17 protein-coding genes and 1 tRNA gene are annotated in these 18,556 nt (G+C 37.4%); 13 read left to right on the top strand and 5 right to left on the bottom strand.

The window, feature by feature from the left end:
• Nucleotides 1-69: 69 nt before the first annotated feature.
• Nucleotides 70-780 (top strand): ferritin-like domain-containing protein, encoded by a 711-nt coding sequence (locus tag PQ459_18285; GenBank protein ID WDF46833.1) that lies wholly within the window; start codon nt 70-72, stop codon nt 778-780.
• 28 nt (nt 781-808) lie between these two features.
• On the top strand, nt 809-1,618 hold the full coding sequence (locus tag PQ459_18280; protein WDF46832.1) for a ferritin-like domain-containing protein: 810 nt from the start codon (nt 809-811) through the stop codon (nt 1,616-1,618).
• Nucleotides 1,619-1,726: 108 nt separating this feature from the next.
• Here PQ459_18280 and PQ459_18275 read toward each other — a convergent pair whose 3' ends face one another.
• Nucleotides 1,727-2,794 carry an SDR family oxidoreductase gene (locus PQ459_18275; GenBank protein WDF46831.1) on the bottom strand — a complete coding sequence of 356 codons (1,068 nt, stop codon included), beginning with the start codon at nt 2,792-2,794 and terminating at the stop codon, nt 1,727-1,729.
• 93 nt (nt 2,795-2,887) lie between these two features.
• Nucleotides 2,888-3,466 (bottom strand): Crp/Fnr family transcriptional regulator, encoded by a 579-nt coding sequence (locus PQ459_18270; protein WDF46830.1) that lies wholly within the window; start codon nt 3,464-3,466, stop codon nt 2,888-2,890.
• Nucleotides 3,467-3,588: 122 nt separating this feature from the next.
• On the opposite strand from PQ459_18270, the gene PQ459_18265 reads away from it, so the two are divergent.
• Nucleotides 3,589-4,287, top strand: coding sequence for a DUF1826 domain-containing protein (locus PQ459_18265; GenBank protein WDF46829.1), 699 nt, complete (start codon nt 3,589-3,591; stop codon nt 4,285-4,287).
• Between the two features lie 73 nt (nt 4,288-4,360).
• Here the strand turns inward: PQ459_18265 and PQ459_18260 are convergent.
• A tRNA-Glu gene (locus tag PQ459_18260) sits at nt 4,361-4,432 on the bottom strand.
• Between the two features lie 59 nt (nt 4,433-4,491).
• A complete protein-coding gene (locus PQ459_18255) occupies nt 4,492-5,775 on the bottom strand; it encodes an N-acetylmuramoyl-L-alanine amidase (GenBank protein ID WDF46828.1) in 1,284 nt (427 codons plus the stop codon).
• 42 nt (nt 5,776-5,817) lie between these two features.
• Between PQ459_18255 and PQ459_18250 the strand changes: the two genes are divergently transcribed.
• The 3 genes from PQ459_18250 to PQ459_18240 are packed head-to-tail and all read left to right on the top strand — an operon-like array spanning nt 5,818 to nt 9,330.
• Nucleotides 5,818-8,439, top strand: a complete 2,622-nt coding sequence (locus PQ459_18250; GenBank protein WDF46827.1) for a putative LPS assembly protein LptD — start codon at nt 5,818-5,820, stop codon at nt 8,437-8,439.
• A 43-nt stretch (nt 8,440-8,482) separates the two neighbouring features.
• Nucleotides 8,483-8,863, top strand: a complete 381-nt coding sequence (locus PQ459_18245; GenBank protein WDF46826.1) for a RidA family protein — start codon at nt 8,483-8,485, stop codon at nt 8,861-8,863.
• A 2-nt stretch (nt 8,864-8,865) separates the two neighbouring features.
• Entirely contained in the window at nt 8,866-9,330 is a 465-nt protein-coding gene (locus tag PQ459_18240) for a hypothetical protein (protein WDF46825.1), read from the top strand.
• Between the two features lie 48 nt (nt 9,331-9,378).
• On the opposite strand, the gene asnB is transcribed toward PQ459_18240, so the two are convergent.
• Nucleotides 9,379-11,040, bottom strand: coding sequence for an asparagine synthase B (asnB, locus tag PQ459_18235; protein ID WDF46824.1), 1,662 nt, complete (start codon nt 11,038-11,040; stop codon nt 9,379-9,381).
• A 523-nt stretch (nt 11,041-11,563) separates the two neighbouring features.
• Between asnB and PQ459_18230 the strand changes: the two genes are divergently transcribed.
• The 7 genes from PQ459_18230 to coaE all read left to right on the top strand — a co-directional run bounded on the left by PQ459_18230 (nt 11,564) and on the right by coaE (nt 18,504).
• Nucleotides 11,564-12,850, top strand: coding sequence for an adenylosuccinate synthase (locus PQ459_18230; GenBank protein ID WDF46823.1), 1,287 nt, complete (start codon nt 11,564-11,566; stop codon nt 12,848-12,850).
• 145 nt (nt 12,851-12,995) lie between these two features.
• Entirely contained in the window at nt 12,996-13,550 is a 555-nt protein-coding gene (locus PQ459_18225) for a YMGG-like glycine zipper-containing protein (GenBank protein ID WDF46822.1), read from the top strand.
• A 60-nt stretch (nt 13,551-13,610) separates the two neighbouring features.
• On the top strand, nt 13,611-15,218 hold the full coding sequence (locus tag PQ459_18220) for a hypothetical protein (protein ID WDF46821.1): 1,608 nt from the start codon (nt 13,611-13,613) through the stop codon (nt 15,216-15,218).
• Between the two features lie 93 nt (nt 15,219-15,311).
• Nucleotides 15,312-16,334, top strand: a complete 1,023-nt coding sequence (gene ruvB, locus PQ459_18215) for a Holliday junction branch migration DNA helicase RuvB (protein ID WDF46820.1) — start codon at nt 15,312-15,314, stop codon at nt 16,332-16,334.
• A 30-nt stretch (nt 16,335-16,364) separates the two neighbouring features.
• Complete coding sequence (locus PQ459_18210; protein WDF46819.1) at nt 16,365-16,982, top strand: FMN-binding negative transcriptional regulator; 618 nt, start codon at nt 16,365-16,367, stop codon at nt 16,980-16,982.
• A 24-nt stretch (nt 16,983-17,006) separates the two neighbouring features.
• Nucleotides 17,007-17,873: an MBL fold metallo-hydrolase gene (locus tag PQ459_18205; protein WDF46818.1), complete on the top strand. Its 867-nt coding sequence runs from the start codon at nt 17,007-17,009 to the stop codon at nt 17,871-17,873.
• A gap of 7 nt (nt 17,874-17,880) precedes the next feature.
• The gene (coaE, locus tag PQ459_18200) at nt 17,881-18,504 is read left to right on the top strand and encodes a dephospho-CoA kinase (GenBank protein WDF46817.1); all 624 of its coding nucleotides are present in this window, start codon (nt 17,881-17,883) and stop codon (nt 18,502-18,504) included.
• The last annotated feature ends 52 nt before the right edge of the window (nt 18,505-18,556 follow it).

The raw sequence follows: 18,556 nt of genomic DNA, 5'->3' as shown, positions 1-18,556 counted from the left end.
TCTGAAACCAGCATAAATTTTTATGCTGGTTTTTTCAATTTTTTAAAACCAAACTTTAAAAATAATATTATGAAAAAAACAATTAGCGTCTCCAATGGTGCAGCCACCTTGGATACCAACAGAAGAAACTTTTTGAAACTAAGCGGTGTTGGTCTAGCAATCGCAGGCCTTGCACTCGTAGGTTGTAATGACGATGATCTGATCATCAATCCAGGTGGAGATGTATTTGACCTTGGAACGGGCGACGTAGGGGTTTTGAACTACGCTTATGCCCTAGAACAGCTTGAAGCCGATTTTTATACGAAGGTCGTGAATAGCTTCTATACAGGAATTTCAGAAGCTGAAAAACAAATTTTTACAGATCTGTATCATCACGAAGTAATCCACAGAGACTTTTTCAAAGCAGCAATTGGCGGTGCTGCGCCTAACAGTATTTTGCCAACTTTAGAATTTCAGTATAATGGTGTAGATTTTAAAAGCAGAACCTCTGTTCTTGCTACTGCAAAAGCATTAGAAGATACAGGTGTTGCGGCTTACAACGGGGCAGGAAAATATATTACCAATCCGGATTATCTTGTAATTGCAGGTAAAATTGTTTCGGTTGAGGCAAGACACGCAGCGGCAATCAGAGATCTTATCAATCCAAAATCAGCTGATTTCTCTGGTGATGATGTGATCAATGCAATGGGGCTGGATCTAGCGAAAGAACCGAAAGACATTGTTGCAGCAGCAGGAAGCTTCTTCAAAACGCCATTTACTTGGAAAGAGAGAGGTATTTAATTCATTATTAACTTCAAAATTTACTATTATGAACATTCTTAGAATATTAGATAAGCTCTCTAACGACAAATTCTTTACAGGAGAAGCTTCAAGACTACAAACATTATCCAGCATAGCTGATTTCGGTAAAAAAGCGGCTGTTGCAGCTGTTCCACTTGGATTGGCAGGATTGATGTCCACACCAGCTCATGCAGAAACAACCACTTCTAGCGCAAGTGCCTTCAAAACACCATTGACAGATGCTTTACAATTAGCATTGACATTAGAATATTTAGAAGATGAATATTACCGTATGGGATTGGCAAAAGCTGGTCTGATTCCAACGGCAGACAGAACGGTTTTTTCTCAAATTTCAAAACACGAAACGGCTCACGTGGCTTTCCTTAAAAGTACATTAACAGCTTTAGGAACCGCTCCTGCTGCAAAACCAACATTCGACTTTACAGTTGGTGGAAACTTTGATCCAATGAATGACTATCAGACCTTTTTGGTTCTAGCACAGGCTTTTGAAGATACGGGAGTAAGAGCCTATAAAGGACAGGCAGGAAACGTAATGTCTAACAAAGATGTTTTGACTGCAGCACTTCAGATTCACTCTGTAGAGGCAAGACACGCTTCTGAGGTAAGACGAATGAGAAACCAGAAAGGCTGGATAGAATTAGCAAACGGAGGTAATATGCCATCTGCTACAAATCCTGTCTATGCAGGTGAGGGAGTTACTGTTCAGGCTGGCTTCAATACAGCAACTGCATTTGGTGCTGAAGCGGGTTCTGCTGCTTACGATGAAGTTCTTAGCGGAAGTGATGCTGCGGCAATTGCAGGATTGTTTATTGTATAGAAACAACAAATGATGCAAATATCAATCTGATCCTTTTCCAGTTTTGGGGAAGGATTTTAATCATAAAAACCGAAGTCAATATTGACTTCGGTTTTTTATTTTGAGTTTCTAAGGAATGATTTTTTCTGCCTTTAATTTATCAAAGAGATCGGTAAAAGACTCCAGTGTACTCTGGAAATTTGTGAAACCTAATTTTCGGCTTTTGGCCATATCTGTCATCACTTCAATTGGTCTTCCAAGATCCAGATCTGTATGCCAGGCAGAAGCTATTCGTGAGAGGTTATTTTCCTTAAGATTATATTTTTCAGCAATGTTTTTCCAGGTTTTTTGATCGTTTTGAAGTTCTTTTTCAAGAGGTTTGATTTCATTCTCAAAGCCTTCAAAATCGATTTCGAAGTAATCCGCTATTTTTTCCCAAAGCCATTTCCATCGGAAAATATCACCGTTTGTAATATTGATAGCTTGATTCTTTGCAGCTTCTGTGGTCGATGCCCAAATCAATTGCTTGGCTAATATTCTAGCATCAGTCACATCAGACAAACCATTCCATTGTGCAAATGAACCTGGAAAAATAAACTTTCTACCTGTTTCTTTACAGATACTTGCGTAGATTGCTAATGTGGTTCCCATATTCATCAAGTTCCCAACCGCATATCCAATAACGGTATGAGGTCTGTGAATACTCCAGGTGAAACCGTCTTTCTCCGCCGCTTCATAGACTGCATCTTCCTGTGCGTAGTAAAAGTTAGGATATTCCAAGCGTGGTTGCTCTTCGCGTAGAGGTGTTTCCGGCAAAAATCCTGATTTTGCATAAGCTTCAAAAGGTCCAAGGTAATGTTTCAGTCCAGTCACCAATGCAACATGTTGAATGCTTCTTTTTGCAGACAAGGCACTGAGTAGATTTCTTATCAGCGCACTATTCACTTTAATGTTTTCTTCCTCTGTGTCATTTCTCATCCAGGTTGTGAAAAATATGTGGGTAGGAGAGATGTGTTGCAAGGCAGCTTCAAGGTTATCTACATCTAAAAGATCAGCTTTTACAGGTATCAAACCCGAAACGTTGGAATTCGGATTTCTTGCCAATCCGTAAGTTCTCCAACCATTTGAGATTAATTCCTGCGCGAGATTGCTTCCCGTGATCCCGGTAGCGCCGACAACCAATGCAATATTTTCCATGATTAAATTATTTGACGACAAAGTTAAGCTCATCACCACCAAAAAAACTTGATGTAGATCATGAGTTGGTGTTGATGTGAATCAAATGGAGAATTACTTCAAAGCAATTTTCTTTCGTATTCTACTAATGGTTTCTGGACTTAAGCCAAGGTAAGATGCAATCAGGGCGTGAGAAAGTTTTTGGGTGATTTTGGGATTGCTTTCCAATAATTGAAGGTATTTCTCTTCTGCTGTGAAGTTATTAGAAATCACCAATCTTTGGTCTTTTGTGACCAGACTATTTTGATAAAGTATTCTGAAATACCGATCCATAATAGGAATCTTTAAAGTCAGTGCTTCATAGTTTTCACGACTTATGGTTAATAATTCAGATTCCTCGATCGCATCTATATTAAGGTAAGCTTTTTCTTCATTAAGGAAACTATTGAAGTCTGAGATCCACCAACCTTCGAAAGCGAAAAGATTGATGCGCTCATTTCCCTTGTCATCCAGAATATAAGATTTGAGAATGCCTTTGCTGACGAATGTAAGATCTCTACAGATCTGTCCTTCTTGCAATATATATTCCTTTTTATTGAGTTTTTTCTGACTGAAGAATGATTTCAACAATTCAATTTCCGCCGTTGTGATAGCGACTTTTTCCTGAATGTGGGATATTAGAACATCAAACATAAGCTTGCTTAAACAATTTAGTATTTTAAATTACTGTAAAGTTATCATTTATAAATCGCCACAGTGATGATTTTAAAGTTATATGTTAGTTTTGTAGTCGTTAAATATATATACCTTTTAATATGAACGAAAGAATTCCAGACCTTCAACAGATCGCAAAGGTTTCTTCTTTTGCTGAGCTTGTAAATACGAATTTTGAAGATGCTATCAACGCGGTTTGCTGGCAAAGGGATTTGGTCGGGAATTTTAAAGAAATAGTCTCCAAACTTCAGTTGGAAGATAATATAACAGAGGTCACGGCGGAAGATCTTTTGGCTTTGAAGTTATCTGAGAATGGCAATGCAGCGAGAGATATTATTCTCAAAGATCTACAATTGCTGTCCGATTTTGGCGCGCAGCCTTCACTCAATTTGCTGAAGAATTATGAACGCGATGATGAATTTGATTTCATTTCGACCGATGTTTATTCTTTCCACGTCGATCGTTCGCCTGTTGGGACGAGTACCTTTTTGTGCACTTATGCTGGTGCAGCCAGTGATATTTTATCTAATGACCAGGCAACTCAAAAAATCTTGATCCCAGAGATCCGGGAAAAACTTAGAGATCTATATCAAGGTTCCGAGCAAGGCTTTGAAGCGTTTTTGGAAGAAAACTATTTTGACCTTCATTATGAGCCGAAGCCTGATGCTGTTCCGGTTAATTTGGGACAAGGACATCTCTGGAAATTGGCTGTCGACAATCCTGAGCAAAAGGTTTTGCCCTGCATCCACAGAGCGCCGAAAGAGAACGATGGCGAATACCGACTACTTTTGATCTGCTAAGTCTCACGATATTTTCAGGATAATAAATAAAAAAAACCGGAAAGCAAAAATTGTATTTGCTATTCCGGTTTTGTAGCCTATAGGGGAATCGAACCGCTGTTGCAAGAAAGAAAATCTTGAGTCCTAACCACTAGACGAATAGGCCGTTTGGTATTGTGGACTGCAAAAATACTGACTTTCTACAGTTCTGACAAATGATTCTGTCTATTTCAATCTTTTCTCTATGATCGTATTGTTGATTCCTTTATTCTCCAAATCCTTCTGTGCTTTGATGGCGTCTTCCAGAGATTTGTATTTTCCATTGGTATAGTAAAAAATACCATTTTCCTTGTTTCTCGTGATATCAGGAAGCGTTTTCAAGATGTTGGACTTAGAATCCAGTTTATCTTTTCCGGCGTAGATCTCCAAGGTGTAATATCCAGTTCCCAAAGTTTGATTTGGAACAAAACTGATTGCGATCGAATTTCTAAAGCCTGCGTCTTTTGCGGTTTTCAGATTGTTATCTTTTACAGATGCAAAGTTTGTGGTACCATAATAATATTTGTAGAATCCGTTTTCTTTAATCGGTAAGATGTATTTCAAACCTTTAAGAGCAGGATCTTCACTGTTGTATCTGTTTGGAGTGCTCATCAACAAGATTCTGAAATCATTTTTCAATGGTTGCTCAACTGGTTTCTCTGGCTCAGGTTCTTTCACATTTCTGTCCACCAATTTTTTATAACTCACGATAGCGTTGTAGATGCTTTCTGCGATTGCCTGTTGGCCATCTTCTGTAGAGATGTAATGTGCATCGTCATAATTGTTGACAAAGCCTGTCTCAATCAAAATAGATGGCATGGCATTCATCCTCAAAACGTGCAAGTTTTCTTGTTTCACACCTCTGGACATTCTTTTGTCTTTTTTTACGAAATTATCCTCTACCAAACCTCCAATGATGAGACTGGCTTCCAGATATTTGCTTTGCTGAATTTTTAGGGCAATGAGGGATTCGGGCGAACTTGGATTGTAGGAGGCGAAATTTTCCTTATCCTTTTCGTCCAGGAAGATTACGTCGTTTTCTGCTTTGGCAACATCTAAATTTGCTCTATTTTGATTGGGACCTTGTACAAAAGTTTCGGTTCCTTGCGCGGTCGCACTTTTGCTGGGAGAAGAGTTCACGTGAACTGAGATGAAGAGATCTGCTTTGCTTCTGTTGGCAAGATCTGTTCTGGATGTTAATGAGGGATATTCGTCTATTTTTCTGGTATAGATGACTTTGTAATCTTTATTTTTTTCTAACATCCGTCCCAGTTTCAGAACGATTCCCAATGTTACATTTTTTTCCTGTACAGAACCGATGTCCGAGTAGTTTCTGTTGGCTCCAATATCACTTCCACCGTGGCCTGCATCCAGCACCAATGTGAATTTTTTCTGTGAATAAAGGCAGCTAAAACCAATAAAAAATGTTAACAGAAAAAAAAATTTATTATAAAGTGTTGACCTAATCATTTTAATCTTTAAAATTTAATTAATTTTGAACCCAATTTCAGAATGACTGCATTGGCTCGAAGTATTTTCAAAAGTATATTACTAATTTTAAATATCCTAATTTTTAACAATATTTTAGCACAAACTGTGCCTCAAAATATTGGTCAAAATAGCGGTGTTCAAGATTCTTTAAATATAGGCAAAGATTCCTTAAATCTAAAGAAAGACACCATCATCCCCAAAGAACAACTGGAGGATGTGGTAAAGATGAAGGCTGAAAACAGAACCAGTTCTTCCATCGGCAGCAAGCAGACTACGCTTCACAAAAATGCCCAGATCATCTATCAGGATATGCAGATTGATGCAGATTACATCAGGTTCGAATGGGAAACCGGAAAGATCTATGCGAGAGGTGAGCAGGACGAAAAAGGAAAAATCATCAAGCCCGCTGTTGCCACTCAGGGTGGTAAAAAATTCGAATACAGCGAGGTTATCTACAATACCAAAACGAAGCAGGCCATTGCCTTCAATGCAAGGACAGAGGAAAGTGAAGGTGTCATCGTCGCACAGAAGACAAAGAAGTATGATGACTCTGTTTTTGTGATGAGCAGGGCAATGTACACAACGGATGAATACTTTCTTAAGAAAAAAGATTCCCTTGCAGATTATCATATGTCTGCCAGGATGATCAAACTTCTTAAAACAAAGGATAATGCACAGATTGTCACAGGACCAATTCAAATGTATATCGAGCAGGTGCCGACGCCTTTGGTGCTTCCATTTGCGATTCTTCCGTTTTCTGATAAGAGGTCTGCAGGTATCTTGATTCCAAGTTTTGGAGAACGTCAGGATGTTGGTTTTTTCTTGAATGGACTTGGCTACTATCAGCCTATTGGCGACCATTTTGATCTGAAAATTTTAGCTGACATCTATACCAAAGGAAGCTGGAACTTGAAACCTGAACTTAATTATCTCAAAAAATACAGGTACTCCGGAAATTTTGCCGCGGATTATGGCTATACGGTGAGAGGCATTAAAGGTCTGGATGACTATTCCAGAAACAAAACATTTCGAATTGCGTGGCGACATTCTCAGGATTCTAAAGCCAATCCTTATTTTACCTTCAATGCAAGTGTGGATATTGTAAGTACAAAATTCTACGATAACACGGTGAATAACAACTACATCTTCAACCAGAATGTTCTGAATACACAACAGACTTCCCGTGTGAATGTTACCAAACGTTTTCTGACTTTGCCTGTGACGATCAGCGCCAGTATGTCGTACAACCAAAACTTTGCAACAAAGGCGACAGATCTTCGACTTCCGGATATGACGGTGGCGATCAATCAGTTTTATTTGTTTAAGCCAAAGACTGGCGTAAGAACTGGATTGCTGGAAAACATCAACGTGAATACAGGTTTTGCACTTAGTAATTACGTCACTACAACAGAGGACAAACTCTTCAAAAAGGAAATGTGGGACGAGTTGAAAACCGGTGCAAAGAATAATATTTCCATGTCAACCAATACAACTGTTGCAAAATATTTTACCTTCAGTCTGTCGGCTAATGCGGACAATGTGCTTACTACCAAAACTTTGGAAAAGAGTTACAATCCATTGACCAATGTTGTAGACGATAAGTATAATAAAGGAATAGCAGGATACACAACTTTCTCTACCAGCGCTAGTTTGCAGACTGTTTTGTATGGTCAGAAAAACTTTAAGAAAACATCTCCCATCGTCGCGATTCGACATATGATAACTCCTAGTATGAGTTTTACTTACTCTCCGGATTTTGGCGAGAGAAGCTGGGGTTATTTCAGAAACTATTCCAATGCGCGTGGCGAGATGACTCCGTATTCAATTTTCGATAATGGAATCTATGGTGCACCTACTTCTGGTCTTACCCAGAGTGTTGGATTTAATATCAATAATAATCTGGAGATGAAGATCAGATCCAAATCTGACTCTACAGGAGTGAAGAAGGTGAAGATCTTTGAAAACCTGAATGTGACAGGAGGTTACAATTTTGCTGCCGAGAAAAATAAATGGTCTGTCTTCACTGTAAACGGACAATCTTCTTTCTTTAATAATAAACTAAACGTCAACACCAGTCTTACATTAGAACCTTACAGGATTGCATTCACAGATGGTAGCAATACTGGAATTAGAACAGAGGATTTCGGATACTTCAGTTTACAGGGATTCAATCTTCAGCTGTCTTATCCAATGAGCGAGGCTATTTTTGGTAAAAAAGAAGAACTCTCGAAAAAGTACAAAAAGAAGGGTGAGATCCGGAACGAGAATTACTTCTTTGATGACGACAACTATTCTCACTACACACCAACCTGGACTTTGAACGTGAATGCAAACTACTCATATACAAGAACTTTGTCCAGATTTGGTAACAAAGTTGCTACATTGGGATTGGACGGCAGTATAAAACTGACGCCATATTGGAACATCAATGGAAGTACCAATTATGATATCGAGCAAAAAGCACTCGGCTATACACGTTTTGGATTTGCCAGAGATCAGCGTAGTTTCACCATTACCTTCAACTGGGTGCCATTTGGTCAGTACAAGGTATACGATTTCTTTATCGGAATCAAAGCCAACATCTTGAAAGATGCTGTGAAGTACAAAGAGAGAAGTTTTACGCAACCGAACAGTACTTTTTAGGACTTAATGAAAATTTGTATAGTTTTGTAAAAATTAATAATAAATGAAGAAGATCATTCATACATCAGAGGCTCCTGCTGCAATCGGACCTTACTCACAAGCAACTTTAGTCAACGGAACTTTATATATTTCCGGCCAGATTCCCGTAGATCCTGAAAACGGAAAATTGGTAGAAGGGATCGATAGAGAAACGCATCAGGTAATGAAAAATCTGAAAGCGATCTTGAAAGCTGCAGATATGGATTTCAGCAATGCGGTGAAGGTTTCTATCTTTCTTAAAAGTATGGATGATTTTGCGGAAGTGAATGAGATCTATGCCTCGTACTTTGAAAACGAAATTTATCCTGCGAGAGAAACCGTGCAGGTCTCTTGTCTTCCGAAAAATGTTGACGTGGAAATCTCTATGATTGCCTTCAAAGATTAAAAATGAATTTCTGTAGGAATACCATAGGTGTTTTGGCTGGATTGGCAGTCGCCGCTCTCATTATCACATTAGGGATAAAGATAGACTCCACATGGGTAACCTATAAACAATTTGCCCCTTTTGACCATTGGGAAACGTTGCTTAGATCTGTGCAGCACAAAGATTCATTCTTCGTGGCATTGTTGTTCTTCGGCGGATTGGGTGTGACATTTGGCGGTGTGGTGACAGCGGTTATTGTAAAATACGCTAAGGTAGCTTATGCGATTTTGATAGGCTTCATTATGCTGTTCATTGCTATGCTGGATATTATCATTTATCCTTATCATCCGGTATTTTATAAGATATCCATTTTCCTCATCTTCTTTCCCTTTTCCTGGATTGGCGGAAAGATCACCGAGGTCATCTACGAAAGACGGAAAAAACGAGAAAAGCAATTACAATCTAAAAATAAAAAACCACAAGTCTAGGCTTGTGGTTTTCCTTTGTAGTTAGTTTATGTTAGTTTTAATAAGTTCTTAATAAGCTGTCTCATGCACTTTCACCGCTCTTCCACTTGGGTCATTCATCTTTTTGAAAGCTTCATCCCATTCCAGAGCAACTGGTGTAGAACAAGCAACGGATGGAACAGAAGGAACACAGCTTGCAGCAGAATCACTTGGAAAATGACTTTCAAAGATCGTTCTGTATCTGTATTCCTCTTTACTCATCGGAATATTGATCGGGAATCTATGTTTGGCATTCGCCATCATTTCATCCGTCACTTCATCTTCTGCAACCTGTTTCAAAGTGTCAATCCAAGAGTAGCCAACACCATCACTGAACTGCTCTTTCTGTCTCCACGCAATGCTTTCCGGCAACAAATCTTCAAAAGCTTTTCTAAGAACCCATTTTTCCATTCTCTCTGGCGTGATCATTTTATCTCTTGGATTGATGGTCATCGCAATGTCCATAAATTCTTTGTCAAGGAAAGGAACTCTGCCTTCAATTCCCCAGGCCATCAAAGATTTGTTGGCTCTAAGACAATCATAAAGGTGCAGTTTTCCAAGTTTTCTCACTGTTTCTTCGTGGAAAGCCTGTGCAGATGGAGCTTTATGGAAGTACAGGTAACCGCCGAATAATTCGTCCGATCCTTCTCCGGAAAGTACCATTTTGATTCCCATTGATTTGATGACTCTGGCCAAAAGGTACATCGGCGTGGAAGCTCTGATAGTGGTTACATCATAAGTTTCCAAATGGTAAATCACATCTTTGATAGCGTCTAATCCTTCCTGAACAGTATATTTAATTTCGTGGTGCACAGATCCGATATGGTCCGCCGCTTTTCTTGCAGCTGCCAAATCCGGAGAGCCTTCCAGTCCGACCGCGAAACTGTGCAGTCTTGGATACCAGGCTTCCTGCGTGTCGCCACTTTCAATTCTTTGTCTTGCGTATTTTGCTGTGACGGCTGCAATGATAGAAGAATCCAAACCGCCGGAAAGCAAAACACCATAAGGCACATCACTCATCAATTGTCTGTGAACTGCTTCTTCCAAACCTTTTCTAATGGCTGCGATATCGGTTTCGTTGTCTTTTACGTTTTCGAACTCTGTCCAGTCTCTTTTGTACCATTGTTGAAGTTCCTGCCCGTCTTTGCTGTATAGGAAATGTCCAGGTAAGAATTCTTCGATTTTGTTACAAACGCCTTCAAGAGATTTCAATTCAGAAGCCACGTAGAAACTTCCGTTTTTGTCCCAACCCATATAAAGTGGAACGATTCCCATGTGATCTCTACCGATGAGGTAGGCATCATTTTCTTCGTCATATAAAGCAAAAGCAAAGATTCCATTTAGTTTTTCTAAGAAATCTTTCCCGTCTCTTCTATATAAAGCCAGGATTACTTCGCAATCGGATTGAGTCAGGAATTCGTAGTCTGGGAATTCCGATCTCAATTCCTGATGGTTGTAGATTTCTCCGTTGACTGCTAAAGCTACTTTTTTATCTTTTGTGAATAAAGGCTGTTTTCCCGATGTAGGATCTACAATAGCCAATCTTTCGTGAGAGAAAATTACGTTATCGTGCTGATAGATACCCGACCAGTCCGGTCCTCTGTGTCTTATTTTCTTCGACATTTCCAGGATCTGAGGTCTTATTGTTTCGTTCTTTTGTTTGGTGTCAAAAACACATACAATTCCACACATTGTTTATTTGTTTTTTGATTTTGATTAAAATTATGTTACAAAAGTAAGTTTCTTAATTCAAAAACGAAATTAAATTTACTTAAAAATTAAATAAACCGAATTAATAAGTTTGAATTGATTTATTTTTTTCTTAATTTGAATGAAATTGAGCGATTATTCTTTATTTTTTTTAATCTTAATAAGTTGTTTGATGATTTGTAAATTTCAATGTAATAAAAATTAGTTTATTCAATTTTGTGTTAAAATATTTAAATAAATTAATGATTATAAAGTAAAAAATTAAAAATTAAAAATAAAGTTTACTTTTTATTAGGATAAGTGATAAAAAAAGTACGATTTTTGCACCGAAAATTGTATTGTAAATGTGGAGTAAGCAATTACTTCGAAATGCATTTATAATTTTTTTCATCATTTGTGTTTTTGCCCTCTTATTTTCATTAGTAAGAGGGTTTTTTGTGCAATCGATTTTGCCAGCCGATATTTAAGATTTAACTTTGTCAATAATCTAAAAAAAGTAAAAAATATGTCAACTTACGTAGTTGTAGGTCTTCAGTATGGAGACGAAGGAAAGGGAAAAATAACGGATGTTCTATCGGCAAAATCAGATTATGTTGTTCGTTTCCAAGGTGGAGACAACGCTGGTCACACGGTTTACGTAGGTGATGAGAAATTTGTACTTCACCTTTTGCCTTCTGGTGTTCTGCAGTGCAAAGGAAAATGTATCATTGCAAATGGCGTGGTAGTAAATCCAAAAGCTTTTGTGAAAGAGATCAACCAAATCGAAAGCAAAGGTATGAGAACCGATCACGTCTTCATCAGCAGAAGAGCACACGTGATTATGCCGTACCACATTTTGCTAGATACTTACAGAGAGGAAGAACAAGGCGGAACACAGATTGGAACTACAAAGAAAGGAATCGGCCCTTGCTACGAAGATAAAATTGCGAGAGTCGGCATCCGAATGATCGATCTTTTGAATCCTGAAGTTCTAAGAGAAAAAATCGAAAAAAATCTTAAAACAAAAAATTCACTTTTCGAAAAATACTTCGAGAAACCGACTTTGGATGTTGAAGAAATCTTCCAGGAATTCATCGCTTTAGGTGAATTGTTGAAAGACAGAATTGTAGATACAGAGCTGGAACTTAACGAAGCGATAAGAGACGGAAAAAATATTCTTTTCGAAGGTGCACAAGCCCTGATGTTGGATATCGACTTCGGAACGTATCCTTTTGTGACCTCATCATCACCTTCTACAGGCGGCGTTTGTACAGGTGCAGGTGTACCTCCTACGGCTTTGCAAAATCTGATTGGTGTTGCAAAAGCATACACCACAAGAGTAGGAAACGGACCTTTCCCTACGGAATTAGACAATGAACTAGGTGAAAATATCAGACAGATCGGAGCGGAATTTGGTGCTACGACTGGAAGACCTAGAAGAACTGGCTGGTTGGATCTGGTTTCTTTGAAGCACGCTTGTATGATCAATGGAATTAATAATCTTGTGATCACAAAATTGGATGTTCTAACTGGGATTCATCCTTTGAAAATTGCTACGAAATATAAAACTGAAGACGGAAAAATCATCGATTATTTTACCTCTTCTACTACAAAGCTATATGATTACGAACCTCAGTATGAAGAATTGGATGGTTGGGACGAAGATATTACCAATGCCAGAACTTATGATGAGCTTCCAGTGAATGCAAAAAAATACATAGAGTTTATTGAAGAGCATTTGGGAATCAATGTTTATTTGGTTTCTGTAGGACCGGAACGTTCACAAAATATTATTAGAAAAGAACTTTTCTAAGAAAAAATAAAACTTATTCTAAAAGCTTTCTCACAACGGGAAAGCTTTTTTTTCTTTAGGAAACTTTAACAACCAATTTATTTTTTGGAATAATAATTGAAAACAATAACTCAATAATTCACTCTTTGTGAAAAAATGAATGATTATGAAAAAGTTATTTTTAACAGGATTCGCAGCAACATTGATTTTGACCTCTTGTAATAAAGACGAAAAAATACAGACTGCATCTCTAGAACAGCAAAAATTGGACTATCAGGCAAGGCAAATTGATCTTGAAAAACAAAAATTAGCGATAGAAAAAGAAAAAATATCTTTCGAAAAACAAAAAGATAGCCTCAATAAAGTAGAAGAAGAAAAAGAAGCCGAAAGAAAAGCTGAGGCCAACAGAGTGGCAAGAAAATCCACACCAAGAAGAAGTTCATCTTCTGGTAACTCTGGCGGTGGTGGATCATCGTCAGGCTCTACAGCTTCTAATTCCGGTTCATCTAGTTCTGCCGGAACTACAGCGACTCAGAAAAAAGGATGGAGTAGTGCAGCAAAAGGTACTGTGATTGGAACCGTTGGTGGTGCCGCAGCTGGAGCGATTATTTCTAAGAAAAATCCTGGTCTCGGTGCTGTGATTGGTGGTGTTGCTGGTGGAGCAACTGGTTATACGATTGGTAGAGCCAACGATAGAAAAACTGGTCGAGTACAGAAGTAAATTTTCTTCACATATATATTAAAAACGAAAGATTGCTTATTTTTAAGCAATCTTTTTTTTATGCTTTCAATTTTACTGACAATTTTGATCTTGCTTGGTGTTAATTTCGGAAACGGAATTATCATCAAAAGAATTCTGAAATTTGAGAATCAAAGTTTTGTTCTGATCTCTTTTTTAGGAATTGTTGGTATCACGCTTTTGGAAACGTTGGCAGCATTCTTCGCTCCATTAAATTCTTTCTTGGAGTTTCTTTTTATATTAACAGGTTTAGCGGGCGTTGGATGGTACTGGAGCAGAGGAAATTTATCACAAATCAATTATCAATTTAGTTATTGGTTTTATTTTTTCTTTCTAATTATAATCTTCTCGGCTTCATTCTCTCCTTATCTCTTTGACCATTACGGTTACTATGTTCCAACGGTTTCATATTTAAAGCAAGTTGGTTTTGTAAAGGGTATTTCAAATTTTGATCTTTTGCTTGGTCAGACCTCGTTTTGGCATATTTATCAGGCTGGTTTTTCTCATTTTATAGATCCTTTTTTTAAGATTAATTCTTATTTGTCTGTTCTGTTTCTGATTTATATCTATGAGAGAAAACAATATTTTTTACTGATTTTCATTCCCATATTTTTATTGTTTGTTCAACAGCCGAGTCCAGATTTACCTGTGTTGATTATTACTTTAATCGTGATTAATGAACTGATTCATAAAAAGGAAAATTCAATTCTTTTATATTTATCATTGTTTGCCGTTTGTATCAAACCGATCGTTTTCTGGTTGCCACTTTTAGTCATTTTTCAAAGCGCTCATCAAAGAAAATTCAATTTTAAAGTTGTCGTTCCGATTTTCATTTTTGCAGGTTTATCGATAGCAAAGAATCTCTGGTTGTTTGGATTTCCACTTTTTCCAGTTTCTTTGATTGATTTTAATTTGCCCTGGAAACCCAGTCAGCAGATGATCACATATTCTTCCCAAATTGGTTTGATGAAGTCCTACGATATGAAATATACTTATCAACAGATTTCACAGTTTGATTTTTTTGATAGAATATTTCATTGGTTTACAATTGGTTATAAGTCTGTTTTTAATATTGGAATCATCGTTTCTTTATTGATAGTTGGCATTTTTGTATTTAAGAAAAAAAGTAGATTCTATTATTTATTATTAATTTTTTTAATTGTTAAATCAGTAGTAATTTTTACTATTTCAGCACAGTACAGGTTTTTTATTGATGTTTATGTGATTGCAATTTTTATTTTAGTTAAGTATATTTCGGAGAAGAAATTATTGTTTTTCACTGTTTTTCTCTCACTTTTTGTCTCAGTCATTTTCATATTTCCTAGAATGATTCAAAAGTTCAATATCGGAAACAGAATGTCAGATTTTAGTTGGTCTCAGCTTTATAAACCGGCTCAATATAACTCGGTAAAAATTTCTAAGAATTATACAATTGGTAATTTGAATTTTAATTCTTCAAAAAAAATTGAACATAAGGATCATTTTCCATCGCTTAATCTTTACGATTTGAAGCTTTATGATTATTACGGCATTTTCCCTCAGTATTTAGTTAAGGATTATAAAAGCGGATTTTTTCAGAGAAAATTAACGGCTGCAGAAAAAATTCAATTGAAGAAAATCATCGCCGAAACTCAGAAACTCAATCCCTAGTTCCCTTAATTTTTCTTTACCTTTGACTATGAACTTTAAATGCATCATTTTAAGTTTATTTAATTCTTCATTTTTAAATATTAAATAACCAAAATGCCCGATTTTTTACATCCCGATAAGGAGAATTATTCCAACGACGATTTGATTCAGGAAGAAAAGATCCGTCCGCAGAGTTTCAATGACTTTGCCGGACAAAGAAAAACCTTGGACAATCTGGAAGTTTTTGTGGCTGCTGCGAAGAATCGTGGTGGCGCTTTGGATCACGTCCTTTTGCACGGTCCGCCCGGATTGGGAAAGACGACTTTGGCAAACATCATTGCGAATGAATTGGGTGTAGGTTGCAAAATCACCTCAGGGCCAGTTCTGGATAAGCCCGGGAGTTTAGCTGGATTATTGACCAATCTTGAAGAAAATGACGTCCTTTTCATTGACGAGATCCACAGACTTTCGCCGATCGTTGAGGAATATTTGTACTCCGCGATGGAAGATTACAAGATTGATATTATGCTGGAAACGGGTCCCAATGCACGTTCTGTACAAATCGGACTCAATCCTTTTACCTTGGTTGGCGCAACAACACGTTCCGGAATGTTGACCAAACCGATGCTTGCAAGATTCGGAATTCAATCTAGATTAGAATATTATACGATAGAACTTCTCGGAATGATCATCGAAAGAAGTGCAAGGGTTTTAGGAATTAAAATATACGAAGACGCCGCTCTGGAAATTGCAAGAAGAAGCCGTGGAACGCCGAGAATTGCAAACGCCCTTTTGAGAAGAGTTAGGGATTTTGCCGAGATCAAAGGCAACGGCGAAATCGAAATCGAGATTACAAAATATGCACTTAACTCTTTAAATGTTGATGAGTTTGGACTTGACGATATGGACAATAAAATTATGCGCGTGATGATTGAAAACTTCCGTGGGAAACCGGTGGGAATTTCAGCTTTGGCAACTTCTATCGGCGAAAATCCTGAAACTTTGGAAGAGGTTTACGAGCCGTTTTTGATTCAAGAAGGTTTTATTATCCGAACGCCGCGAGGAAGAGAAGTTACAGATAAGGCTTATAAACATTTGGGAATCTCACGACCGAAGAATCCTGGAGAATTGTTTTAATTTATTATTTTATCCAAAATTTTAAATAAAATGTTCATCCCCAAAATATACAAAAGCGAAGACCATGAATTGATGAAGAAAATCATCAATGAAAATGCTTTTGCGCTTTTGATTTCTGATAAAGATATGCTATCAGCAACACATTCTATGTTTTTGTTGAATGAAAGTGATGCAGGTTTTTATCTCGAAACGCATATTTCAAAAGCGAATTTTCAAGCTAAAGTTTTGAAAGACGGCGATGAGGTTTTGTGTGATTTTTTAGGAGCACATTCTTACATTTCTTCGTCTTGGTACGAGAAAACTAATGTGTCAACTTGGAATTACGAAGCTGTTCAAATTCGTGGAAAAGTGAAATTGATGAGTGATGATGAATTGTATCAACATTTAGCAAAGTTGACTTTCAAATATGAAAAAGCACAGAAATGTCCAATGTTTGTAGAAAATATGGGAGAAGAGTTGGTGAGGAAAGAAATGAAAGGTGCTTTTGGAATTAATATTATTCCGACAGAAATTTTTATCGCAAATAAATTAAGTCAAAACCGAAATGACGAGGATTTTGAAAATATTATTCTTAATTTAGAGCAATCAGATTTTGATAACGATAAAAAAATTGCAGAGTTGATGAAACAAAATCGAAGTTTGATTTAACAATTCTCTCAAAATAAAATATTTATGAAGCTATATCCAATCCAGTGTGGAAAATTCAAATTAGACGGAGGTGCAATGTTTGGCGTGGTCCCAAAAACACTTTGGGAAAAAACCAATCCAGCCGATGAAAGAAATCTGATTGAACTTGGAACGCGTTCTCTTCTAGTGGAAGACGGTAAGAAATTAATCTTAATCGATTGCGGACTTGGTAACAAACAAGACGAGAAATTCTTCGGACATTATTCACTTTGGGGCGATGATTCTTTGGACAAGAATTTAAAAAGATATGGTTTTGTGAGAGATGATATCACGGATGTTTTTCTCACGCACCTTCACTTCGATCATTGCGGTGGAGCAGTGGAGTGGAATGATGACAGATCCGGTTACAGACCAGCTTTCAAGAATGCGCACTTCTGGACCAACGAGAATCATTGGCAGTGGGCAACTGAACCAAACCCCAGAGAGAAAGCAAGTTTCCTGAAAGAAAATATTTTGCCAATGCAGGAAAGCGGTCAGCTTAACTTTTTACCATTACCTAAAACAGGTAATTACGGATTTGCACCAGACCTGAAAATGGATGTTATTTTTGTGGATGGACATACGGAAAAGCAAATGCTTCCAGTTCTCCAATATCAGGAAAAAACAATTGTTTTCGCAGCAGATTTGATCCCAACTGCCGGACACATTCCACAGGTTTATGTGATGGGATATGACACAAGACCAATGTTGACGATGGAAGAAAAAGGAAAATTTTTGAAACAATGCGTGGATAATGACTACCTTTTGTTTTTCGAACACGATGCACACAATGAGTTGGCAAGTCTGAAGATGACTGAGAGAGGCGTAAAGCTGGATCAGACCTTTAGTTTTAATGAAGTTTTTGGATATTAATTAGATTATGGAAATACAAGATATAAATCAAAATCAGGAGGATGTCCCTCCTCCCAGGATCATTGGGTTAACAGGCGGAATAGGATCTGGAAAGACTTCCGTTGCGAAATTTTTGGAAAACAAAGGTTTTCCGGTTTATTATTCAGACGATCAAGCGAAGAACATTGTCAACGTCGATTCTGAATTGAAAGAAAGAATAATTTCACTTCTAGGAGTAGAAGCGTATTCTGAAGGGATTTACAACAGGAAATTTGTTGCTGATAAAGTTTTTAATAACGCAGAACTTTTGGATCAGCTGAATCATTTGATTCATCCGGCAGTAAGATTAGATTTTGAAAAATGGGTGGCATCTCAAACCTCAGAATTTGTTTTTAAAGAAACGGCATTGTTATTCGAATTAAAATTAAATGAACAATGTTACAAATCTCTCCTGGTTACAGCCGATGACAATCTGAGGATCAAACGGACAATGGACAGAGACAACAAAACATACAGGGAGATTGAGACGATAATGCAAAATCAAATGCCGGAAAAAGATAAGATTAAACTGGCTGATTTTATTATCTACAACAATTCCGATAGAGATAATCTGGAAAGTGAAACTGATATCTTTATCTCAGAACTTAATTAGTTTATCATTTATATAAAAACAAAAATCCCCGAAAGTCATTTCGGGGATTTCT

This window comes from Chryseobacterium sp. KACC 21268, assembly GCA_028736075.1.
Classification (GTDB): Bacteria; Bacteroidota; Bacteroidia; order Flavobacteriales; family Weeksellaceae; genus Epilithonimonas.
Note: the sequence above shows the minus strand (reverse complement) of the source record. Positions and strands in the feature narration are given on the sequence as shown.